Genomic DNA, 23,572 nt, shown 5'->3' with positions numbered 1-23,572 from the left:
TACAAGCAATGATTATTTATAATATAACTGCAAACATCGACGAAAGCATTCACGAAGAATGGTTAAATTGGATGCAAAATGAGCACATTGCCAACATGATTGCTACAGGTAAATTTACATCGGCACGTTTGGTAAGAGTTTTAATTAACGAAGAAATGGGTGGCGTTACTTATTCGGTTCAGTATGCTTCTCCAAACAAAGAAACTTTAGATGCTTATTATAGAGAAAACGAAGCTGCATTAGATATGGAAGCTCGTAAACGATTTGCAGATAAAATGCTAACTTTCTGTACCGAATTAGAAATCATTAGCGAACACTAATCGCCTAAACAAACAAAATGGAAAAAGTAAGAGCAAAAAAACATTTGGGTCAGCATTTTTTGAATGACGAATCTGTCGCTAAAAATATTGCCGATGCACTTACGTTACAAGGTTATGACAAAGTTCTGGAGATTGGTCCTGGAATGGGGGTTTTAACCAAATATTTATTAGAGAAACCTATCGAAACTTTTGTGGTTGAAATCGATACGGAGTCTGTTGCTTATCTAGAAAAACATTACGAAAAACTTCATAATCACATCATTGGTGAAGATTTCTTAAAATACAATTTAAAGAAGATTTTCAATGAAGAACCTTTTGCGATTATCGGAAACTTTCCGTACAATATTTCTACACAAATTGTTTTCAGAACTTTAGAAATGCGCGATCAAATTCCTGAATTTTCTGGAATGTTCCAAAAAGAAGTTGCTGAACGTATTTGCGAAAAGAAAGGAAGTAAAACCTATGGAATTCTTTCGGTTTTATGTCAGGCATTTTATGATGTAGAATATTTATTTACGGTTTCTGAACACGTTTTTACGCCACCACCAAAAGTAAAATCGGGAGTTATGCGTATGATTCGTAAAGAAAATTATCATTTACCATGTAACGAAAAATTATTCTTTACCGTAGTAAAAACAGCTTTCAACCAACGAAGAAAAACGTTACGAAACAGCATTAAAAGTTTAATTAACGACGAAATCAAAGACGATGAAATCTTTAACTTACGTCCAGAACAATTAGGATTCGAAGAATTTATAACCATCACTCAAAAAATAGAAGCGTATGGAATTCAAAATCAGTAAGGAATTTATCACGGAAATTGAAACTTTAATTTCTGAAAAAAACGAGCAAGCGATACTTCAGCTACTCGAAGATATTCACTTTGCTGATATTGCCGAATTGATGAACGAACTGAAAGAAGCAGATGCAGGTTATCTGTTTAAACTTTTAGATTCAGAAGTCAGTTCAGAAATTCTTTTGGAGCTTGACGAAGAAGTTCGTGAAAAAATCTTAAGTGAACTTTCGGCTAAAGAAATTGCCGAAGAGTTAGATGAGATGGATACCGATGATGCGGTAGATATCATCTCTGAACTTTCGGAAGAAATGAAAGACGAGGTAATTTCTGAACTTGAAGATTTTGAACACGCCAAAGATATTGTTGAACTTTTGCGTTACGATGAAGATACCGCCGGAGGTTTGATGGCGAAAGAATATATTCAGGTGAACGAAAATTGGAATGTTTTAACGTGTATTCAAGAAATTCGTAAACAAGCCGAAAATGTTTCTCGTGTACATTCGATTTATGTGGTTGATGATGAAGACCGCTTAAAAGGACGTTTGTCTTTAAAAGATTTAATCACTTCTTCGACAACAACTAAAGTCATGGATATTTACATCCCAAAGGTTGATTCTGTTAAGGTTGATACTGAAGATACCGAAGTTGCTCGTATCATGCAAAAGTACGATTTAGAAGCCATTCCGGTTGTTGATGAAACCAATCGTTTGGTAGGACGAATTACCATTGACGATATCGTTGACGTGATCAAAGAAGAAGCTGACCGTGATTACCAAATGGCTGCTGGTATCTCACAAGACGTTGAAGCCGATGATAGCATTTGGGAATTGACCCGTGCGCGTTTACCTTGGTTATTACTTGCTTTAATTGGAAGTTTTGTAGCCGTAAACGTTTCACAAAGCTTTAGTGATGCTATGGAAAAATATAAAATATTATTTTTCTTTACACCGCTAATCGCCGCAATGGCAGGAAATGTTGGTGTACAATCGTCAGCAATTATTGTTCAAGGTTTAGCAAATAACACCTTAACAGGTTCGTTGTTTAAGCGATTAGCTAAAGAAATGTTACTAAGCTTATTCAACAGTACCATTTTAGCAGTCATACTTTTATTCGGAACCCATTTTTTAATGGAAACTTCTTACGAAATGTCCTTTACTATCGGAACCGCTTTGGTTATGGTAATGGTTATTGCAAGTTTAATCGGAACATTTATTCCAATTTTATTAAACAAATATGGCATTGACCCAGCAATTGCAACCGGACCTTTCATCACAACAAGTAATGACATTTTCGGAATTTTTATTTATTTTACAATTGCCAAATTATTCTTAGGATTTTAAATACAAAACGCTTCTCAATGGAAGCGTTTTTTTATTTAGTTGATTTTAATAAATGAATAAAACTTAAACAAATTTTAATCCATAGTCACTGTTTTTGTACATCCCCCTACAGTTCCTTTAGCACAAGCAGTGCAATACCAATCAGTGATTCCATCACTGGATTTTTCATGACGAGGATTACAACCTCTACTACAACCCGAACAAGTAATTGAACCAGAAAATAAATAATTTCCTTCAGGATAAAAAGAACCATTTTTTAAACTCAACGTTGTGGCTAATTTTATACTATTATCGTCAGTTTGAGCTAAAAGAAAATAGTATATATCACCAGCTCCATCAACTCGGTCCTGTAAAATTTCAAAACGTGTTAATCTGGCGGTGATTCCTTGCTTTGTTAATAACGCCTCGCCTGCTAATTTAATTTCATTAGTATCCATCGTAATAACATACTTACCGTCAGAAATTTTTCCAATTACATTTTGCGCTTGCACCGTTAATGTACAAGAAATTAAAAGTGCAAAAATTAAAAAAAGATTTTTCATAATTAAAATTATACCTTATTATTGATTCGAACAAACGAAAGGACGATAACTTTAGGTACAATTTTGGTTTTAAATTAAACGTACCGCCCTAATGATTATTAGTTAAATTCCAAAAACAATCAATGTCATAATAATAATAATAATAATATAAAACAATACTAATCAGTTAATTAGATTAAAAATCTAAATACATTATAAAAAACATTAAAGTAGCATTATATTAAAAAAATAACATTTTAAATCATCGTTAATTAAATTTTCTTTCAGATAAATTCACTTAAGCAAATTAAATATTTCTAAATAAAAAGACTTCGCTTTTTTAACTAAATAATCATTTCTAACTATTAGAGTATAAATAAAATGAAATTTTCATTACTTTTAAGCTGTAAAAATTCCGTCATGAAAATACTCCATTTAGATACCAATCACGAATTGATGCTTGAACAATTGGCGCAAGCAGGTTTTGAAAATCACGAAGATTATACCTCTCCAAAAGAAATAATCGAACAAAAAATAGCAACTTATGATGGAATCATTTTAAGAAGTCGTTTTAAAATTGACAAAACCTTTTTAGATGCCGCAACCAAACTAAAATTCATTGGTCGCGTTGGTGCAGGTTTAGAAAACATCGATTGTGAATATGCGCAAAACAAAGGAATTAAATTGATTGCCGCACCAGAAGGAAACAGCTCATCGGTTGGTGAGCACGCTTTAGGAATGTTACTTTGTTTGATGAATAAACTTAATTTAGTAGACCAAGAAGTAAGAAACGGCATTTGGTTACGCGAAGAAAATCGCGGTTTTGAAATCGAAGGTAAAACCGTTGGAATCATCGGTTACGGAAACATGGGTAAAGCATTTGCGCAACGTTTACAAGGTTTTAATTGCAAGGTTATTTGTTATGACATCAAAACTAATGTTGGTGATAAAAATGCTCAACAAGTTTCATTACAAGAATTATTCGAACAAACAGATATTCTGAGTTTACATACACCACAAACGTCTGAAACGTATCATTTAATCAATGAGATTTTTATATCGAATTTTAAAAAATCGTTTTGGTTTGTGAATACCGCACGCGGAAAATCGGTTGATACCGCAGCTTTGGTTACTGCTTTAAAAAACGGTAAAATTTTTGGAGCTGCTTTAGATGTTTTGGAATACGAAAAATCGTCGTTTGAAAATATGTTTTCTGAAAACGAACTTCCGGAACCTATGCAATATTTAATCACCGCAAAAAACGTGTTACTTGCACCTCACATTGCCGGCTGGACAATTGAAAGCAAACGCAAACTAGCACAAATAATCGTCGATAAAATTTTAGCCGATTTTAATTAGAAGCTCTTTCCAGCTCTCCGCTATATCTTTTACTTTCTGAGAAAAGCAAAAGGATGCCGCTACAATCTGGGCTAAAAGATAAACCTGCAAAGTATCAAATTTTACATTTAAATCATAAAAAACTCCGACAATGTTTTAATTTTGTCGGAGTTTTTTATTTACAATCAGTTGATATTATTTCTTAATAATTTTCGAAGTTTTAATTCCGAATTTTTCAAAATGAATTTGCACTAAATAAGTCCCAGCACTTAAATTTGACATATCAATTTGATTTAAATTAGTTGTTTCAACTTTAATTTCTTGACCTAATAAATTAAACACTTTTACTGCATTAATTTTTTCTACTGTATCAATGTTCAACAAATCTGAAGTTGGATTAGGATAAACACGTAAATCAGAAACTGAGAAATTATCAACACTTGCAGTTGCATCATCATAAAGAACCGCTAATGGCAACCCTTCGCAATCATTCAATGTTTGAGTAACATAATATGTAGTTCCTAAAACCAATGGAGTTGTTAAAGGCAATTCGTTAATACCATTCGCATCAGAATAAAACTTTAAAGCAGTTCCAGTCACAACCAAATCTGCTAAAGTTTCGTAAGTGGCATTAAACTGAGTTGTTTCACCTGTTGGCATTGCAGTTTCACAAATTGAGAAAGAAACATTATCTAAATAAAAGAAATTTCCTGCACCCATATTAATGGTTCGTTGCCCTTTGAATTTCACACGATTCGTTCCTGCTGGTAAAGTTAAAGTTTTTGATTCCCATTGTGCTGCAGTTGGATTAAAAACCGAATTAGCAGTAAATCCAGCAGTATTTAATTCACCATCTAAACCAATCAACATTTGATTGAAAGGTAAAAAAGTAGTTCCACCATCAGTAGAATATTCAAGCTCAATATAATCTTCTGCATATTCAGTAAACGGCAAAGCGGCAGGAACCGTCTTTTTTACAGCTCCAGCAAAATCAAAAGAAACTTTTAATTTAGCATCAGGATTTACCAAAACAGGCGATCTTAAATCAAATTCTGTAAAGCCAATATTAGCAAAGAAATTATAAACCAATGATCCAGATGTAGATGCGTTTGGTGCTTCAAAAGCACTTGTAGCGGTATTATGGAACATGATTACCTGATCATTCGGTGAAGCCACATACCAAGTTGATGGAATTGAACCAGTAAACGGTTCAGAATACGGTAAAGCTTGCTGTGCATTCATATTGTTTGTCATAAAAACAATTAATGCTAAAAAAGAAAAGTTACGTAATTTCATATCATTTAGTTGAATTAAAATTTAACATAAAGTTAATATTTTTACAAAACATCAAATATATTTATGTAAAAAATTATTATATTTTTTTTAATCTTAAATTATATAAATAAATATCAATTAAAAACCAATAGCTCCTCCTTTCGACGGAATGACAAAAAAAGAAAAACGCTGTCATTCTATGTTTGCAAATAGTTATTTTTAAATATTGTAAATCGAGAAAGAAAAGAAAGGGTAAAGAAGTAAGACTATTGATTGTCATTTGTCATATAAGACCGTTCAGAATGTTAGTTCCTTTACCCTTACTACAAAATTTGGACAGAACATTAGGTTATAAAGCCTGTATTTAGAATAGGTAAATTAGTGTAGTAATTTCTTTTCTGATAAAACATTTTATGTATGTGTAAAATTATTGGAATTGACATTAGCAAACAAACTTTTGATGTAAGTTTTAAGCGAAAAGAACGATGGGATTATTTTGTTTTTCCTAATGAAGAAAAAGGATTTAAACAGTTGTTAAATTTGATAGAACAAGTAGATTGGGTTGTTATGGAGGCTTCGGGCAGTTATTATTTCCCATTAGCTACTTTTTTAAGCAGTCGGAATATTAAAGTTTGTGTAGAAAATCCTTTGGTGATCAAGCGTTTTAGTCAGACAATGCTTTATCGTGCTAAAACGGACAAAAAAGACGCAAGAACAATAGCCGAATATGGTGAAAAGTATGACTTGAAACAGTGGGAACAAGAAAGTGAAAATTGTACGAAGCTTCGACATTTATACACACGAGTTGAACTGTTAAATAAACAAATCCAACAAAACAAACGCCAATTAGAAGCCTTTGAAAGCAGTGGTTCGTTAGACAAATTTTTAGAAAAGACTATAAAAAAAGATCTTTCCAATCTTGAAAAAACCAAACATAAAATCGAAGTAGAAATGGAACGATTAGCAAAACAGCAATACGGTCAGACTATCGAGAATATTGAGAGTATTCCAGGCATAGGTAGAAAAACCGCAATGATGCTATCTTTGATAACCGATAACTTCAAGAAGTTTGAGAATTATAAACAGCTCATCGCTTATGTAGGGTTTAGTCCCAGAATATATCAAAGTGGAACCAGTGTAAAGGGAAAAGGACATATTTGTAAAATGGGTAAAGCACAAATCAGAAAGTTGCTTTATATGTGCAGTTGGTCAGCTAAACATTGTAACAAAACTTGTAAAGAAATGTACGACAGATTGAAAAGCCTTGGAAAACCAGAAAGAGTAATTAAAATAGCTATTGCAAACAAACTATTAAAACAAGCGTTTGCAATAGCTAAAGCGAATGGTAAATATCAAGAAAATTATTGTTAAAATAGTTGCATAGAAACACAGAACATTCTGAGCGAAGTGAAACGTAGTCGAAGAATCTTACTTTGAGATTCCTCCTTTCGTCGGAATGACAAAAAAAAGTCGGAATCAATGACAATAAAACACGATATCTTTCTGAGCGAAGTGAAACGAAATCGAAGAATCTTACTTTGAGATTCCTCCTTACGTCGGAATGACAACAAAAAAAGTCGGAGTTAATGACAATTAAATTAGTGACGAAAAAGCTTACTTCTTAATGAAAACCCCGACAAAGTTTGAAACTCTGTCGGAGTGAAATGAGTTTTTCCGATCATTAAATTGAAAATAAAATTCAAAAACTATAATTTATACTGAACAGAAAACAAGAAAACACGCGGTAATACATAAGTATTTGTATTAACAATCTGAAAATCAGAAAACGAAACATTATTAATCAACCCTGTGTTAAACAAATTATTTCCCTGAAGCATAAATAACCACGGACTGTTTTCTTTTTTGTAATCTAACGAAACATTGGCTTGTTCAAATTTTACATTCGAAGTATTGTATTTAGAAATGTTGTAACTGTATTTCCCTTTAAAAGTAAAATTTTTCAAGAACTTATAATCCATTCCAAAACTGATATTATCAGAAGTTGTTTCAGAATCGTACGATGCTTTTAACTGCGAAAAACTCTTATCATAACTTATTCTAAAAGTTGGAATTTCTTTATGAAAAGTACGAACCGAAACGCCAATCGATTGATTGTTATTTTGTGTTGGAATATCAACATTATTCGTGTTTTGAACGTATTTATTAAAACTCAAACTTCCGTTAAAACCAAATTCCCATTTTTTAACACGCTGCGAAAAACTTCCGTACATGCTCCATCGTTCATCCGGATTATTGGTCATTACGGTTTTGTAAAACAAATCGGTATTGGTAACCTCAACTTGATTGCGCACGGTGTTATTTTGTTTGTTGTAATTAATCGAAGCCCAAATACTTGAACCTTGATACATATTAAATTTTCTATAACGTAAACTCAAATTGTGATAACGCATGCTTTGCAACAAGGCATTTCCTTGATAAATAGAATTGAACGAATAAATCTGGTATCGATTAGCATAACTATTTGCATCTAAAAATTGGTTAGATAAACTGTAATTAAAATTTAAACTTTCTGACTTGTTAAATTCGAATTCTGATGTTACGGTTGGTTCCAAAAACCATTTGTTAAACGTGCGATTATCAGCAATTTGTTTGTTGCGTAAATTGTAATTATTAAGTTGTAAACCAAATGTAGTGGTTAACTTTTTGTACAACAATTTATATTCTAACCCTAAAAACGAATTAAATAACTTATAATCTAAATCGTTACCGAAACCTGCATCAAATAAACTTTCGGTTTGGTTGTTAATTAATTGATTATTTTCTGAAAACATTTTGGTTAAATTGGCATTTAAACCTAATGTTGTATAAATATGATGTCGTTTTCCTGCAATCCAGAAATGTTTAAAACTGGTTTGAATTTGATTATTTTGAATCTTTTCAATTTGTTGCAATAAATAAAAATCGGCAGTTTGCAACGGAATATATTCTCCTAAAAAAGGTTGGTCTGCTCCCCATTGAAACGTTGGCTTTTCGTTAGAATAATTATGACTCAAAGCAAACGAACCTTTGTGTTTTTTATTGAATGTTTTTTGATATTCAAACAATTGTGCAATCGCAAAATTATCAGCTTCTGAATGCGTTTGAAATACCGTTTCTCTTAAATTATTTTGAGTTTGTATGCTGTTGTTTTTATTATTATTTGATAAGGAAGTTTGAAAATTATAACTGTAATTCGTGGTTTTATTCTGACGGAAGTCTGCAGAAATTCGACCAGAAACCAAACTAGATTTTGCTTTTCCAAACGTATTTCTATTTTCAAAACTGATCTCGTTTTCTTGTAAATACTCAATTGATTGGTCACTTTGCGAACGAATCCAATTTTTATTCGCTAAAACAAAAGCTTTCACATCCCAACGTTTATCAAACGAATAACGAAAATCGGATGCTAAAAACTGATTTTTATTTTCGACAACATGGGTATTTGGTGAAGTGTAATTATATAAAATTAATTAAAGAATTGCTGTTTTTTAGATAGGCACTTTTAAAACCTTCAAACCTTGCAATATCACCATAATCTAAAACCTGACCACCATAATTATTAACGTTTAAGATGGCGCTCCAATTTATTTTTGGCGCGTAATAAAACAACGCTGCATGCGTTTCGTAATATTTGTTGTTTCCATAACCCGCTCGAAGATCACCAAAAACAAACTGTTTTTTATCTTCTTTCAGTTTGATGTTCATTGCCAAATCATCAGAACCCGAAACTTCTTTCATGTGTGCGACTTCGGTAAAATGATCGATAACTTCTACTTTATCGACCGCATCGGCAGGAATGTTTTCTACACCAATTTTGGTTCCACCACCAAAAAAACTTTTGCCTTCGACCATAAATTGGGTTACGGTTTTACCTTGCACTTTTACTTGACCGTTTTCTGAAACCTCAACACCCGGAAGTTTTTCTAATTGTTCTTTAAGCTTACGTTCGTTACCATTTGCAAAAGCAGCAACATCAAAAATAAGCGTATCTTTTTTTACGATAACCGGTTGATAATCGTATTCAATAACAATTTCTTCTAACTGCGTTTCTTGTTGTTCCAATACAAAATCGTAGGTTGTTATTGGGTTTTGACTCAAATAAGTGATTTTCTCACCAAGAAAACCAATATAGTTTACTGTGATTTCGTAATCGGTTTCTTTTTCAAGTTCTAGTTTATAACGTCCTAAATGATCGGCAATTGCAAACTTCATCCCTTTTTTGCCACCCAATGGTTTTGCCATTACGTTGGTGTTTTCTAAGGGTTGTTGGTTTTGGTCTTTTACAGTACCAACCAGCGTTTGCGCTTGTAGTTGTAATGTAAAAAAGAAAAATAAAAGTTGGAAGATTTGTAACTTCAAAGTTTTGTATTAATTATTTGATTTAAAATCAGGAAACATTTCAGGATTATCTTTTTTAGCTTGTTCTAATTTTTTTTGAAATTCTTCGATAGTAAGTATTGGAAGATTAGGAATTTCAATTTTTTCAGTTTAATTGAATATGATATTTGTAGCCAAATAAGCTATATGTTTTTCATGTAATTCCAATACTGCTCCTGGTAAATTGTTGTAATTTTTAAAACCTGCTTCAATTGGTATAGCTGGGCAATACCAAACTGTTACAGGATAAAAGCTACCTTTTGAATTTTCAATGCTTTTCAAAACTGCCTTGTAGCATAAATAATTGCCAATTTCTTTAGTTTCATCTAAAAAATCCCATACATAATTATCTGTAATATCTAGTAAATAATCTACATTTTTTAATAAAAAATTTTGATTTTGGTATGAAAATGTCGTCTTATTATCGAAACTATGATATTGAGGATAAAATAAATTTATTAATGAATACAAAGTTGGATCAATTTCCGAATCATTAATTAAATAAGATGAAGAAACGCTGTCATATTTTTCAAAAATTAATTGAGTATTTTCAGCGTTAAAGTTCAATCTAAAAAATATTGGACTATCAGTATTTTTAAAATTTTCTTCTACAAGTTTTATATCGTAAATAATTTTGATATTATTTGTTTGTGCATTACTTATAAATAGAATAAAAAAAGTGAATATAAATATTGTTTTTTTCATGTTTTTGAATGAATTAGAGGGCATGTTTTTATGCCCTCATGTTTTTTATTACTTTTTTTTAGGATTCATACAACCTGTATAAGTTGCTAAATAAAGGTTTTGATATGTTGTTAGCCCATTAGATTGCATGGTATTTTCAATACCAAACTCTCTTAATGTATTAACTGCTGCATTTGCCGCATTACCACATCTAACACTTAACTCTACAACAGGTGTGATAGTTGATGGTTGCTGTTGAATTGACCCATTTTTTCCATCTTGAGCATTCACTAAAGTAAAAGAACCAACTGTTATTATTAAGGTTAAAATTTTTTTCATATGAAACTTATTTAGATATTACATTCGGATTTTTAGTTCCTTTCCAACTTAACATACAAGCATTAAAAGTATTAATAAATATCGCTTCACTTAAATATTGTCCATTTGAATTTTGAACATTCTCAATTCCTAACTCATTTAATTCAGTTGCTGCTGCGCTAGCTGCTCCCAAACAATAATAAGGTAAATACGTTATAGGTATATATAAATCTTGAGCCTTTGATGAGCTCGCAAACGCTACCATTGCGATAGCAGAAAATATCATTTTTTTCATTTTATAAAAATTTAGGTTAGATAGGTTTATTCTTAAAGTCGTAACCTAAATACACCGACTATCTTAATTTTTTCCGGAAATTTCAGATAGCCAATAATAATTATAATAATAATAATAATAATAACACAAAACAATGTTTTTTAGTTACTTAGGTAAAAATCACTGTTTTCGGGGATGTTTTTAACTTGTTGTTGTAAGGCAAAAAAAATGAAATTGGTTTCAAGGTTTGTTTTTATAAAAATCTTCAAATTCGTTTTTTAAAAAAGGAGCTTGAATTCTATCAAATTCTTTATCATCTATATCTTCTCCTACTATATTTGTGTCAACAAACATTTCGTTACAATCAGAATAAGAAATTTTAGTTAATCCCAATAAAAAATAGGTATCATATTGTACTTCTACTATTAAACCAGGTAAATTTGAAAAGAAACCTGGACCATATTGTATATTTATTTCTGGCGCAAACCAAGCAGTTACATTTCTTGTAGTAAACTCACCTTTTGTTGTTAAACCTGAATAACTTGAAGTAGCTTTAAAACATAAAAAATCATTAATCATCTTTGATTCATCATGAATTACCCATTTTAAATTGCTCTTGTTTACAACATATTTTTTTGCTGGTATGATATACATAAATTCACTGTTATTAAATTTAAATAAATCTTCATTTTTTGAATATAAAACAGGATTGTCGCTAATGCAATTTCTCGAGCCAAATTTGTAGAACCTTCAAGTTTTTTTATTTCATAAAGAGAATAATTTTGATTAAAGTGTAAACTTATTTCGATCAATTCACTGTCAGCTCGCAAAATATCAAACAATGGAGACTGAGTATCTTCCGAATCTAAAATTTTAAAATCATAAGTTGCAATTCCGCATTTTTGTGAAAAACAGATAAAGAAATTTAAAAAAACATCACCACTAAAAACTTCATATTTCAAATAAATTAGTTTAATTCATAACTAAAAAAACAAATATTTATTATATAATATGTTAAAAATAAAATATCTTTATTAAAAAAAGACATGAAAAGCAACATCTATAAATTACTAATTTTACTTATATTTTCGAGTTGTAACAACGCAACAAAAAAAATCAATGTTGTTGTTCCGAACGAAACGCTAATTGTTTCAAGCAAAGGAAAATTGATAAATTTCAATCTAGAAACCAAAAAAGTGAATTGGGAATATGCCTCAAAAGAAGATGTTAACCAAGGTTTAAACAGAAATTTATTTTCTTACGATAGCGAAAATATTTATCTTCCGTTTGAAAGTGGTCGGTTTATCTCAGCTCAAATAAACTCTGGAAAATTAAATTGGATTCATGCGCCACATGATTTGAGTACTTTCAACGAAATTTCGTATGCAACAATAAATGAAAATTGTGAGACCATATTAAACGAAAGTATAAACGAGAGTTCCATTTTTATGAGCCAACCTTTAATCTATAACGATTTCGTTTACATTGCTTCGTGCAAAAGAGATTATCAAAACAGATCCAAATTTTACATTATCAACAAGAAAGATGGAAAGATAAATTTTGTGGACGAAAATTCAACTTTCTATAATTTTTTTAAACCTGTAGAAAGCAACACGAATATTTATATAACCTCAGCTGTTTATTTAGACAAGCACTATAAAGAAGGAACTCTGGCAAGTAACGGTCTGTATGAAGATGCTGCTTTTGAAAATCCGCTTTACATTCAAATTCAATCTAATGAAAATCGTTTGTTTTTTGGCGATGAAATGGGTGTTATTTATGCTTTAGCAACTAATGAAATAGGACTGGCAAAAGGTGGCGATATTACTGATCCAACTAACAATTTTATCGATAGAACAGATTTGTTTGAATGGAAATATAAATCAACCAAATACAGATATTTAGCTAACTATAATACCGAATTAACCAAAGATTTTTATATTGTAAATCTTAGATCAGAAAACGATTCAAAAGACGCAATTATTGCTTTGAATATTGATAATGGAAATGAAGCTTGGATTTTTGAACACAATGAAGCCATCGAAAATTGGCAACTCACTAAAGATAAAATTACTGCATTTTCTAAAAACAAAATTTTTATGATTGATCTAAATGGTAAATTAATTTTTGAATTAGAAACTTCAGATTCAAATCTAAATCCAATCTCGAATATTGAAATCAATAAAAACAACAACCTGATTTATCTTTCGTTAAACGGAATTGTTGAAGTTGATTTGCAAACCAAAAAAATGGAATTAATCATTCCGTATGTTTCAAAACCGAATGAAATAGAAAAAAATCAAATCAAATATTTTCAATAAAAAAACGAGCTTGATTATTTTTCTCAAGCTCGTTTTTATTATAATAAGATAGCATTAAAACAATACAATTTCATTAACTACTATCTCTGTAACATAACGTTTATTTCCATCTTTATCTTCGTAGTTACGATAGGTTAACTTTCCTTCGATTGCGATCTCTTTTCCTTTTTCTACGAATTTTTCAATGATTTCTGCAACTTTTCCCCAAGCAACCAAATTGTGCCATTGGGTAGTTTCAATCTTTTCATTTTTATCGTTATAATAAACTTCATTTGTTGCTAAAGTTAAAGTTGCAACTTTTTTTCCACCGTCAAAATTTTTAACTTCTGGATTGTTTCCTACGCGTCCTATTAATCTTACGCTGTTTCTTAAAGTACTCATGGCATATAAATTTAAAATTAAACATTCGATTTGTTTCTGGAGCAAAGTTGCAACACTTATCAAATTATAATCGGTAAGTAATCATTTAAAATCGATTGTAAGCGTTTGTTGTCGCTTATTGGTCGCTAAACCATTGACGCAACCTCAGTATAAATCAATAAAATCAAGACTAAAACTTTTAATAAAAAATTATCTAAACTTGTACTTGATAATGGTTATTTTTGTAAAAAATTAAAAAATGGTAACTTCAAAATTTTCTAATACCGCATATTTTTATAGCATTTTAGTAATTTCATTTCCTGTTATTTCTGCCTATTTAGTCCGAAAAGTTCTTAGCTTTACGAATGGTGATTATAACTGGCAAATAATTCTATTTTTAATTTTTGCTGTACTTTTAATTTTAGCCGTTGTTATTTGGGGTTTTTTTGTTGAAATGAACATCCGAATGGCAAAATTCGTTTTAAACGAAGAAAAGATTGTGATGAAACAATTATTAGGTATCGGAACGCAACGTCAACATAATTGGAAAGATTTACAAGGTTTTGTAATTCGCGATTTTAAAGTTAGAGGACAACATCAAGAACATTTATATTTAATCAAAAATAATAAATCGGTTGCTGTAATGTCGAGCTTATATATGAAAAATTATATGGAAGTTCGAACAGAAATCATGAAACATTTACAACTTTTAAATTAGTAAAACATCGAGCGAGTTAATGACTTCGCTTTTTTTATTTTAAATTGAAATTAGTTTTGTATTTTTAAAAGAAAAATGAGTAAAATTTGCTTAGAATGTGGCGATAAAATTATTGGTAGAGAAGATAAAAAATTTTGTAACGATGGTTGTAGAAATTCATACAACAACAAACAAAATAAAGATGCTACCAATTTAATGCGTAATATCAATAACCGATTACGCAAAAATTATCGTATTCTTTGCGAATTAAATCCAGAAGATAAAACAAAAACTACACGCACAAAACTTCTTCAACTGGGTTTTGAGTTTGAATATTTTACTTCAATTTACACAACAAAAACCGGAACCACATATTTTTTTGTTTACGACCAAGGTTATATGCCGATAGAAAATGATTGGTTTATCGTAGTAAAACGCAATTCATAAAAAATGTTTTCAAATTTATTAGCTTTTCATTCGTTGTTTCGTTGGTTGGTTATAATTCTCTTACTAATCACAATTGCACTTTTTACTTACAAATATTTTACAAAAGAAACTTTCTCTATAAAAAATTACCGTTTACTACAAATCACATGTTGGATTTTAAATGTACAATTAGTGATCGGAATTTTGCTTTTCTCAAAAAGTCAATTGGTTTATTTACTTTGGGACAATTTTCAAGAAACCGTAAAAATGCGTCAACCTCGCTTTTTCGGACTCGAACATCCTTCAATGATGCTTTTAGGAATCATTTTGTTTAATTATTTTACATTTAAAGTTCGAAATAAAATCAATACAACAAAAGCGGTAACTTATTTCTTAAAACGATTTATTATCATATTAATCATTATTTTAAGTTCCATTCCGTGGTCATTTTCACCATTAACTAATCGACCAAATTTTCGAGATTTTTATTTAACCAATCTTTAGTAAAATAATCTCTTTCTTTAAATCGAATTTTAGTAATTTAGATAAAACGAAGAAAAAAAATGGAAAGAGAAATTAATAAAGTTGAACTACGAAATCTTGAAATCGAAGATTACATCGAACTTAAAAAATCGATGGTTGAATCTTATGTTGACGAAGATGTCGAAGATTTATATTGGAAAAAGGAAGAAATTAAACGTTTACTAAAAATATTTCCGGAAGGACAAATTGTAATTGTAGTTGACGATGTTGTAGTTGGTGCTGCACTTTCTTTGATTGTCGATGAAACTTTAGCGCTTTCAAACCATAAATACAATGATATTGTTACTGATAGCAAATTCAAATCACACAAAGAAGATGGCGATGTTTTATATGGAATTGATGTTTTTATAAATCCGGAATATCGTGGTTTGCGATTGGGTCGTCGTTTGTACGATGCCCGTAAAGAATTATGTGAAACGTTGAATCTAAAGTCCATAATTTTTGCAGGACGAATTCCAAATTATCATAATTATTCTTCGGAATTAACTCCAAAACAATATCTAGAAAAAGTAAAAAATACAGAAATTCACGATTCGGTTATTTCTTTTCAAATAAATAACGACTTTCACATCAAACGTATTCTGCGAAATTATCTCGAAGGTGACCACAGCTCTAAAGATTACGCGGTTTTATTGGAATGGAATAACATTTCGTACGAAAAAACACCAACTTTAATCAACGCTAAAAAAAGCGTGGTTCGTTTAGGTTTGATTCAATGGCAAATGCGTTCGTTAAATAATTTAGAAGAATTTTTTGACCAAGCCGAATTTTTTATCGATGCCGTTTCTGGTTACGAAAGTGATTTCGCTTGTTTCCCAGAATTGTTCATCGCACCACTGATGGCAGATTATAATCACATGACCGAGTCTGAAGCCATTCGTGAAATATCAAAATTTACAGAACCGATTCGAAAAAAATTCCAAGAATTTGCCATTGCACATAACATCAACATCATTACCGGAAGCATGCCTTATTTAGACGACGAAGATGAAATGTTGTATAATGTTGGTTTTCTTTGCAAACGCGATGGCTCATCAGAAATGTATCGCAAAATTCACATTACACCAAACGAGCGAATGTATTGGGGAATGCAAGGTGGAAACGTGATTCAAACCTTTGATACCGATTGTGGTAAAATTGGAATTATTATTTGTTACGATGTTGAGTTCCCAGAACTTTCACGCTTAATGGCAGACCAAGGAATGGAAATTTTATTTGTTCCGTATTTAACAGATACGCAAAATGGATATACTCGAGTTCGAAATTGCGCACAAGCACGTGCCATTGAAAACGAATGTTATGTAGCCATTACAGGTTGTGTTGGAAATTTACCGAAAGTAAATAATATGGACATTCAGTTTGGACAAGCCGCGGTTTTTACTCCATCTGATTTTGCTTTTCCTACAAATGGCGTAAAAGCCGAAGCAACTCCGAACACAGAAATGACGTTAATTGTCGATGTTGACTTAAATTTACTGAAAGAATTACATGAACACGGAAGCGTACGAATTAAAAAAGACCGACGTACCGATTTATACAATCTAAAAGCTAAATGAAAAAAATAAGTATTCTTGGTGGCGGTTGGTTGGGATTTCCGTTAGGAAAAGAATTAGCCAAAAAGCATCAGATTAAAATAAGTACGACATCAGAAAATAAATTAAAACTTTTTTCTGATGTCGATCTGTCAGGATTTTTGATGAAAGTTCCGACTGAAAATGAAAAAACAATTTCTGATTTTTTTAATGATTGTGAGATTTTAATTGTTACCATTCCACCAAACAGAAAAAATTCTGAAATGATGGAATACGTTTCTAAAATGAATTGGATTATTGAGCAAGCAGAAAAACATCAAATCAAAGAAATTATTTATACCAGTTCTACATCAGTTTATGATGGATTAGAAAATGAAGTTGATGAATCAGTAATTTTAAAAGAAGATAATCTCAGAGCAAAAGAAATTATCATCAATGAAGAAAGCTTGCTTAAAAACACAAATTTCAACGCAACGATTTTACGATTAGGTGGATTATTCGGCGAAGAAAGACAACCTGTGAAATTTTTAGCTAAAAAAGAAAGTAACGAAAACGGAAACGAACCAGTAAACATGTTGCATTTGTATGATGCTGTTGAGGCTATTTCCAATATAATCAATAAATCTATCAAAAACGAAATCTATAACTTGGTTTATCCACAATACGATTCCCGTGAAGTTTTTTACAACAAAGCAGCTCAGAATTTAGGATTAAAATTAGCTCCTTTTAAGAAGGTCGAAAATCCAAAAAACAGAATAGTTTCAAGTAAAAAATTTCAAAATAGTTTTGGATTTACCTTCAAACATTTTGAATAAAAACACCCACCTATTTCTAGATGGGCATTTCCCTTATAAAACATAATAAAAACACTACTTTTTAATAGTTTGTAGACAATTATTAATTATCAACTGAAACAAATATATAAATATTTTAAAATATTAACTACAAAAAAACATATTTAAAAATTTTAATATAATATTTTTACAAATAAATCAATATAAAACTTAAATTATTAAATTATCATCTAAAATTCTCAAAAAAACATAAAACAATTCTAATGAATAAAAACTTTTCTTGAATTAAATCAAATTGAATTTTTTATTTAAATAATAAAAAAACTAATTGTTGTTTACATTAGGTTTTAATTGTCATTTCGACGTTAGGAGAAATCTCTTTAACTAAGATTCTTCGACTTTGTTTCACTTCGCTCAGAACGACATTGCATTTTTTCTGTCATTAATTTCGTTCAGTTCGCAAGCTCGAGTCCGACGTCAGGAGGAATCTCTTTTAAATATAATAAATTAGATTTTCGAAAAATCGTATTAACAAAAACTCCGACAGCGTTTTAAACACTATCAGAGTTTAAAGTATAATTTAATTAAAATCCAAAAACAGTTTTTCTGATGCTTAAAAAGCATTTTGTTCTTTTAATTCTAAAATAACTTCATTTATTGTTTTACCATCTAAATTAGGGCTTCCTTTTCCTCGTCCTCTAACATGCCATAAAAAATGGGTCATTCCAGAATCATCAACTCTCCCTTTTTAATACTCACTTATTATTAGTTTTAATAACTTTTTTCCTTTTTTAGTTCTGTAATTAAAATGTGTAGTAGTGCTAATAATTCCAATTTTTAAACTATCATTTTTCCATTCTCTTGTGTCAAAATCTATAAAACCATATTTTTTAACAATATTATATATTTTTTCAAAATTTATAGAATCTGTATGGTTTATTTTTTTCCATTGATCGTCATGTTCCTTTTGAAAACTTTTCTGTTCTGTAACACTTAGTTTTTTAATCTGATCGTCTATATTTTCAAAATTAAGATTGAGATTTTCAGGAAAATAATCTAAACCTAATTTATCTATGCTATCAACTACAGTTTGAAGGGTTCTTAAATTGTATTTATAATATATGGGTGTCAATTCTTTTCTAACCTTTTGGTCTTGTTCATTTATCTTTGTTAGTTCGTTATAAATTGCAACAGTATCTCTTTTAAAGAGATAATTTTTACAACAACTTAAAAATAAAAAGCAGCTAATAATTGTAAATATTTTTTTCATTTGATTGAATTATAAGTGTTTTGTTAAATTACAAAAAAACTAATTGATAATTAATTGTTTTAATATATTTAAACAAAAACTCCGACCGCTGTTTAAACGCTGTCAGAGTTTGAATCTTTGTTATTAATATATTAAATCACCATCGTTAACTGCAAACGTTTTTTAGCCACATCAACTTCTAAAACTTTTACTTGTACGTGTTGGTGCAATTTAACCACTTCGTTTACATCACTGACAAAACCATCTTTAAGTTGGGAAATATGAACCAAACCACCTTCTTTAATTCCTATATCAACAAAACAACCAAAATTGGTAATATTGTTGACAATTCCGTTGTAAATGTTTCCAACAACTACATCGTTGATAGTTTTTAAATTGGCATCAAACTCTAATACTTTTGCATTTTTACGTGGATCGATTCCTGGTTTTTCTAACTCTTTCACTAAATCTTGTAAGTACAAAATTCCAAAATCGTTAGAAACATATTTCTGTAAATCAATTTGAGTGATTTTCTCTTTATTTCCGATTAAATCAGTTAAAGAAACTTTTAAATCTTTTGCCATCTTTTCAACCAAAGCATAAGCTTCTGGGTGAACCGATGAATTATCTAACAGATGTTCGGCATTAAAAATTCGAACGAAAGCAGCTGCTTGTTGATAGGCTTTTTCACCCAAACGAGGTATTTTTTTCAATTGCTTTCTGTTGGTAAAAGCACCATTTTCTGCACGATAAGTCACAATGTTTTCGGCCATTTTCTCACCAATACCCGAAACGTAACTCAATAACGATTTACTTGCAGTATTTAAATTCACACCAACCTTATTTACCGAACGCATTACCACAGCATCTAACTCGTTTTTCAACAATGTTTGATCCACATCATGTTGGTACTGCCCTACTCCAATCGATTTTGGATCAATCTTTACCAATTCTGCCAACGGATCTTGTAAACGACGACCAATAGAAACGGCTCCACGAACCGTTACATCGTAATTTGGAAATTCATCACGTGCAATTTTAGATGCCGAATAAACCGAAGCTCCTGCTTCACTAACCACAAACACTTGAATAGGATTATCAAAAGCTATTTTTTTTATGAAAAACTCGGTTTCTCTTGAAGCTGTTCCGTTTCCGATAGCAATTGCATCAATCTTATACGAATTCGCCATAGAACGCACTTTTTTAATAGCCATGGTGGTATCCTTTTGAGGTGCGTGTGGGAAAATAGTTTCGTTATACAACAAGTTACCATTTTCATCAATACAAACTATTTTACAACCCGTTTTAAAACCAGGATCAATTGCTAAAACACGTTTTTCACCTAACGGAGCCGATAATAACAACTGTGTTAAGTTTTCTGAAAACACACCAATCGATTGAAAATCGGCTTTTAATTTAGCCTCTTGTAAAACTTCGTTAGAAAGCGTTGGTTCTAATAAACGTTTGTACGAATCGGAAATTGCTTTTTCGATATGAACCGCTGTTTCGTGATTGGGATTTTTAATGATTGTTTCTTGCATAAAAGCCAAAGCTTCTTCTTTATCTATAGAAACATCTAACTTAACAAAACCTTCATTAGTTGCACGTAACATAGCCAATAAACGATGTGATGGCGCTTTTAATAACGATTCGCTCCAATCAAAATATTGTTCGTATTTAGACGCTCCTTCTTCGTCTTTCTTAGCTTTAACCACTTTAGTTGAAACCGTTGAATTACGTTGATATTTTCTACGTAATGCTTTACGAACAAACATGTTTTCATTGATCCATTCGGCCAAAATATCTCGTGCTCCTTGTAAAGCATCGTCTTCACTGGCAACTTTATCATTTAAATATTTCGATGCTACAAAATCTAAATCGTTTACATTTTGTGACATCAACATTTTAGCCAAAGGTTCTAAACCGTTTTCACGAGCCGTATCGGCTTTTGTTTTGCGTTTCTTTTTATACGGAAGGTAAATATCTTCTAATTCAGTTAAATCGAAACTTGCTTCAATTTTAGCTTTTAAAACATCGGTTAATTGATTTTGCTCTTCAATAGATTTTAAAATCGCTTCTTTACGTTTCACGATTTCTTCAAAACGAGCCGAAGTTTTAGCTATGGTTTCAATCTGAACTTCATCTAAATTTCCGGTTTGATCTTTTCGGTATCGAGAAATAAAGGGAATGGTTGCATCTTCTGATAAAAGTTGCAGGGTGTTTTCTATATTTTTGGGTGCAGTTTGCAAAAACTGTTGGATATATTGAATTACATTCATCGTGTCGGATTTAAAAAGCGAAAATACTACCTTTGCTTCAATTTTAATAATATGAAATACGTATTCCTATATTTAATCATGATTAATTACATCGCTTTTAGTATGTTTCATTTGGATAAGAAACGTGCGAGAAAGAACATGCGACGTATTTCAGAAAAGAATTTACTAACGCTTTGTGCTTTTGGTGGCACTTTTGGTGCTTGGTTAGCGATGAAAAATTTCAATCATAAAACTAATAAAACAAGTTTTAAGATTCCGTTTTATATTATTGCGGTCATTCAATTGATAATTATATTCTTTGTTTTTAGACGATAAAAAAACCGATTCATTTCTGAATCGGTTTAAAAATATATATTGAAATAATTACTTACGAGCAAGCAATCTTATTTACTCTATTTGCGTGACGACCACCTTCGAACTCAGTTGCAAGAAAAGCTTCAACCATTTCTACTACTTGTGGAATGGCAGTAAAACGTGCTGGAATAGAAATCACATTCGCATCGTTATGTTGACGAGCTAAAACAGCGATTTCTTTTGTCCAACAAAGTGCGCAACGCACGCCTTGATGTTTGTTTGCAGACATAGCAATTCCATTTCCAGAACCACAGATTACAATTCCGAAATCTACTTTTTTATCTTCTACATCTTGAGCTACTTTATGTCCGAAATCTGGATAATCAACAGAATCGAACGTATCTGTTCCGTAATTAATTACTTCAATTCCTTTAGCTTCTAACATAGCTACAAGCGCTTTTTTGTACTCTGGACCTGCATGGTCGTTTCCGATAGCAATTTTCATGATTTTATGTGTTGTGTTGTTGGAACAAAGATAGTGAAAAAGTCGAAAGTCTTAAAGATGAAAGTCAAAAGTAAAAGATTTCTCCTAGCGTCGAAATGACAATTAACCACGATGTCATTCTATGTTTGCAAATAGTTATTTTTAAATATTGTAAATCGAGAAAGAAAAGAAAGGGTAAAGAAGTAAGACTATTGATTGTCATTTGTCATATAAGACCGTTCAGAATGTTAGTTCCTTTACCCTTACTACAAAATTTGGACAGAACATTAGGTTATAAAGCCTGTATTTAGAATAGGTAAATTAGTGTAGTAATTTCTTTTCTGATAAAACATTTTATGTATGTGTAAAATTATTGGAATTGACATTAGCAAACAAACTTTTGATGTAAGTTTTAAGCGAAAAGAACGATGGGATTATTTTGTTTTTCCTAATGAAGAAAAAGGATTTAAACAGTTGTTAAATTTGATAGAACAAGTAGATTGGGTTGTTATGGAGGCTTCGGGCAGTTATTATTTCCCATTAGCTACTTTTTTAAGCAGTCGGAATATTAAAGTTTGTGTAGAAAATCCTTTGGTGATCAAGCGTTTTAGTCAGACAATGCTTTATCGTGCTAAAACGGACAAAAAAGACGCAAGAACAATAGCCGAATATGGTGAAAAGTATGACTTGAAACAGTGGGAACAAGAAAGTGAAAATTGTACGAAGCTTCGACATTTATACACACGAGTTGAACTGTTAAATAAACAAATCCAACAAAACAAACGCCAATTAGAAGCCTTTGAAAGCAGTGGTTCGTTAGACAAATTTTTAGAAAAGACTATAAAAAAAGATCTTTCCAATCTTGAAAAAACCAAACATAAAATCGAAGTAGAAATGGAACGATTAGCAAAACAGCAATACGGTCAGACTATCGAGAATATTGAGAGTATTCCAGGCATAGGTAGAAAAACCGCAATGATGCTATCTTTGATAACCGATAACTTCAAGAAGTTTGAGAATTATAAACAGCTCATCGCTTATGTAGGGTTTAGTCCCAGAATATATCAAAGTGGAACCAGTGTAAAGGGAAAAGGACATATTTGTAAAATGGGTAAAGCACAAATCAGAAAGTTGCTTTATATGTGCAGTTGGTCAGCTAAACATTGTAACAAAACTTGTAAAGAAATGTACGACAGATTGAAAAGCCTTGGAAAACCAGAAAGAGTAATTAAAATAGCTATTGCAAACAAACTATTAAAACAAGCGTTTGCAATAGCTAAAGCGAATGGTAAATATCAAGAAAATTATTGTTAAAATAGTTGCATAGAAACACAGAACATTCTGAGCGAA

At 30.9% G+C, this 23,572-nt stretch carries 26 protein-coding genes; 13 read left to right on the top strand and 13 right to left on the bottom strand.

All coding sequences use genetic code 11. The features are described 5' to 3' along the window. Window positions 1-8: 8 nt before the first annotated feature. From HW119_RS05500 to mgtE, 3 genes are read left to right on the top strand one after another with little or no spacing between them, the layout of a single operon-like run. Window positions 9-320, top strand: coding sequence for a DUF4286 family protein (locus HW119_RS05500; protein WP_177761940.1), 312 nt, complete (start codon window positions 9-11; stop codon window positions 318-320). Between the two features lie 17 nt (window positions 321-337). Continuing rightward, window positions 338-1,123 (top strand): 16S rRNA (adenine(1518)-N(6)/adenine(1519)-N(6))-dimethyltransferase RsmA, encoded by a 786-nt coding sequence (gene rsmA / locus HW119_RS05495; protein WP_177761938.1) that lies wholly within the window; start codon window positions 338-340, stop codon window positions 1,121-1,123. After that, window positions 1,104-2,456, top strand: a complete 1,353-nt coding sequence (gene mgtE, locus HW119_RS05490) for a magnesium transporter (RefSeq protein ID WP_177761936.1) — start codon at window positions 1,104-1,106, stop codon at window positions 2,454-2,456. The genes rsmA and mgtE overlap by 20 nt, the downstream gene beginning before the upstream one ends. Window positions 2,457-2,530: 74 nt before the next feature. On the opposite strand, the gene HW119_RS05485 is transcribed toward mgtE, so the two are convergent. After that, on the bottom strand, window positions 2,531-2,998 hold the full coding sequence (locus HW119_RS05485; protein ID WP_177761934.1) for a hypothetical protein: 468 nt from the start codon (window positions 2,996-2,998) through the stop codon (window positions 2,531-2,533). 399 nt (window positions 2,999-3,397) lie between these two features. On the opposite strand from HW119_RS05485, the gene HW119_RS05480 reads away from it, so the two are divergent. Then, window positions 3,398-4,336: a 2-hydroxyacid dehydrogenase gene (locus HW119_RS05480; RefSeq protein ID WP_177761932.1), complete on the top strand. Its 939-nt coding sequence runs from the start codon at window positions 3,398-3,400 to the stop codon at window positions 4,334-4,336. 174 nt (window positions 4,337-4,510) lie between these two features. On the opposite strand, the gene HW119_RS05475 is transcribed toward HW119_RS05480, so the two are convergent. After that, the gene (locus tag HW119_RS05475; RefSeq protein WP_177761930.1) at window positions 4,511-5,611 is read right to left on the bottom strand and encodes a T9SS type A sorting domain-containing protein; all 1,101 of its coding nucleotides are present in this window, start codon (window positions 5,609-5,611) and stop codon (window positions 4,511-4,513) included. Window positions 5,612-6,007: 396 nt separating this feature from the next. On the opposite strand from HW119_RS05475, the gene HW119_RS05470 reads away from it, so the two are divergent. Then, window positions 6,008-6,961, top strand: coding sequence for an IS110 family transposase (locus HW119_RS05470; protein ID WP_177761900.1), 954 nt, complete (start codon window positions 6,008-6,010; stop codon window positions 6,959-6,961). Window positions 6,962-7,296: 335 nt separating this feature from the next. On the opposite strand, the gene HW119_RS05465 is transcribed toward HW119_RS05470, so the two are convergent. The 7 genes from HW119_RS05465 to HW119_RS05435 all read right to left on the bottom strand — a co-directional run bounded on the left by HW119_RS05465 (window position 7,297) and on the right by HW119_RS05435 (window position 12,205). Continuing rightward, window positions 7,297-8,958 carry a hypothetical protein gene (locus HW119_RS05465; RefSeq protein ID WP_177761928.1) on the bottom strand — a complete coding sequence of 554 codons (1,662 nt, stop codon included), beginning with the start codon at window positions 8,956-8,958 and terminating at the stop codon, window positions 7,297-7,299. Between the two features lie 88 nt (window positions 8,959-9,046). Then, complete coding sequence (locus tag HW119_RS05460) at window positions 9,047-9,949, bottom strand: carboxypeptidase regulatory-like domain-containing protein (protein ID WP_177761926.1); 903 nt, start codon at window positions 9,947-9,949, stop codon at window positions 9,047-9,049. Between the two features lie 129 nt (window positions 9,950-10,078). Further along, on the bottom strand, window positions 10,079-10,672 hold the full coding sequence (locus tag HW119_RS05455; protein WP_177761924.1) for a GLPGLI family protein: 594 nt from the start codon (window positions 10,670-10,672) through the stop codon (window positions 10,079-10,081). 48 nt (window positions 10,673-10,720) lie between these two features. Beyond that, window positions 10,721-10,990, bottom strand: a complete 270-nt coding sequence (locus HW119_RS05450; protein WP_177761922.1) for a hypothetical protein — start codon at window positions 10,988-10,990, stop codon at window positions 10,721-10,723. Window positions 10,991-10,997: 7 nt separating this feature from the next. Beyond that, window positions 10,998-11,264: a hypothetical protein gene (locus HW119_RS05445; protein ID WP_177761920.1), complete on the bottom strand. Its 267-nt coding sequence runs from the start codon at window positions 11,262-11,264 to the stop codon at window positions 10,998-11,000. A 219-nt stretch (window positions 11,265-11,483) separates the two neighbouring features. Continuing rightward, window positions 11,484-11,897: a GLPGLI family protein gene (locus HW119_RS05440; protein ID WP_177761918.1), complete on the bottom strand. Its 414-nt coding sequence runs from the start codon at window positions 11,895-11,897 to the stop codon at window positions 11,484-11,486. Next, the gene (locus HW119_RS05435; protein WP_177761916.1) at window positions 11,864-12,205 is read right to left on the bottom strand and encodes a hypothetical protein; all 342 of its coding nucleotides are present in this window, start codon (window positions 12,203-12,205) and stop codon (window positions 11,864-11,866) included. The genes HW119_RS05440 and HW119_RS05435 overlap by 34 nt, the downstream gene beginning before the upstream one ends. Window positions 12,206-12,289: 84 nt before the next feature. Here HW119_RS05435 and HW119_RS05430 point away from each other — a divergent pair, with 84 nt between their 5' ends. Beyond that, entirely contained in the window at window positions 12,290-13,564 is a 1,275-nt protein-coding gene (locus tag HW119_RS05430; protein WP_177761914.1) for a PQQ-binding-like beta-propeller repeat protein, read from the top strand. A 54-nt stretch (window positions 13,565-13,618) separates the two neighbouring features. On the opposite strand, the gene HW119_RS05425 is transcribed toward HW119_RS05430, so the two are convergent. Then, window positions 13,619-13,945 carry a single-stranded DNA-binding protein gene (locus tag HW119_RS05425; RefSeq protein WP_177761912.1) on the bottom strand — a complete coding sequence of 109 codons (327 nt, stop codon included), beginning with the start codon at window positions 13,943-13,945 and terminating at the stop codon, window positions 13,619-13,621. A 238-nt stretch (window positions 13,946-14,183) separates the two neighbouring features. Here HW119_RS05425 and HW119_RS05420 point away from each other — a divergent pair, with 238 nt between their 5' ends. The 5 genes from HW119_RS05420 (at window position 14,184) to HW119_RS05400 (ending at window position 17,937) form a co-directional block, all read left to right on the top strand. After that, complete coding sequence (locus HW119_RS05420; protein ID WP_177761910.1) at window positions 14,184-14,642, top strand: hypothetical protein; 459 nt, start codon at window positions 14,184-14,186, stop codon at window positions 14,640-14,642. Between the two features lie 75 nt (window positions 14,643-14,717). Further along, window positions 14,718-15,068, top strand: a complete 351-nt coding sequence (locus HW119_RS05415) for a hypothetical protein (protein WP_177761909.1) — start codon at window positions 14,718-14,720, stop codon at window positions 15,066-15,068. A gap of 3 nt (window positions 15,069-15,071) precedes the next feature. Continuing rightward, a complete protein-coding gene (locus tag HW119_RS05410) occupies window positions 15,072-15,551 on the top strand; it encodes a hypothetical protein (RefSeq protein WP_177761908.1) in 480 nt (159 codons plus the stop codon). A 59-nt stretch (window positions 15,552-15,610) separates the two neighbouring features. Continuing rightward, a complete protein-coding gene (locus tag HW119_RS05405; RefSeq protein WP_177761907.1) occupies window positions 15,611-17,146 on the top strand; it encodes a bifunctional GNAT family N-acetyltransferase/carbon-nitrogen hydrolase family protein in 1,536 nt (511 codons plus the stop codon). After that, on the top strand, window positions 17,143-17,937 hold the full coding sequence (locus HW119_RS05400) for an NAD(P)H-binding protein (RefSeq protein ID WP_177761906.1): 795 nt from the start codon (window positions 17,143-17,145) through the stop codon (window positions 17,935-17,937). The genes HW119_RS05405 and HW119_RS05400 overlap by 4 nt, the downstream gene beginning before the upstream one ends. Before the next feature lie 727 nt (window positions 17,938-18,664). Here HW119_RS05400 and HW119_RS05395 read toward each other — a convergent pair. Together HW119_RS05395 and HW119_RS05390 are read right to left on the bottom strand one after the other, a co-directional pair. After that, window positions 18,665-19,186 (bottom strand): hypothetical protein, encoded by a 522-nt coding sequence (locus tag HW119_RS05395; RefSeq protein WP_177761905.1) that lies wholly within the window; start codon window positions 19,184-19,186, stop codon window positions 18,665-18,667. Window positions 19,187-19,317: 131 nt separating this feature from the next. Then, window positions 19,318-21,444: a Tex family protein gene (locus tag HW119_RS05390; protein ID WP_177761904.1), complete on the bottom strand. Its 2,127-nt coding sequence runs from the start codon at window positions 21,442-21,444 to the stop codon at window positions 19,318-19,320. A gap of 51 nt (window positions 21,445-21,495) precedes the next feature. Here HW119_RS05390 and HW119_RS05385 point away from each other — a divergent pair, with 51 nt between their 5' ends. Next, complete coding sequence (locus tag HW119_RS05385) at window positions 21,496-21,759, top strand: DUF1294 domain-containing protein (RefSeq protein WP_177761903.1); 264 nt, start codon at window positions 21,496-21,498, stop codon at window positions 21,757-21,759. 52 nt (window positions 21,760-21,811) lie between these two features. On the opposite strand, the gene rpiB is transcribed toward HW119_RS05385, so the two are convergent. Beyond that, window positions 21,812-22,243, bottom strand: coding sequence for a ribose 5-phosphate isomerase B (gene rpiB, locus HW119_RS05380; protein ID WP_177761902.1), 432 nt, complete (start codon window positions 22,241-22,243; stop codon window positions 21,812-21,814). 339 nt (window positions 22,244-22,582) lie between these two features. On the opposite strand from rpiB, the gene HW119_RS05375 reads away from it, so the two are divergent. Next, window positions 22,583-23,536 (top strand): IS110 family transposase, encoded by a 954-nt coding sequence (locus HW119_RS05375; RefSeq protein ID WP_177761900.1) that lies wholly within the window; start codon window positions 22,583-22,585, stop codon window positions 23,534-23,536. Window positions 23,537-23,572 lie beyond the last annotated feature (36 nt).

The organism is Flavobacterium sp. I3-2 (assembly GCF_013389595.1).
Classification (GTDB): domain Bacteria; phylum Bacteroidota; class Bacteroidia; order Flavobacteriales; family Flavobacteriaceae; genus Flavobacterium.
This window is presented reverse-complemented; position numbering and strand designations above follow the sequence as displayed.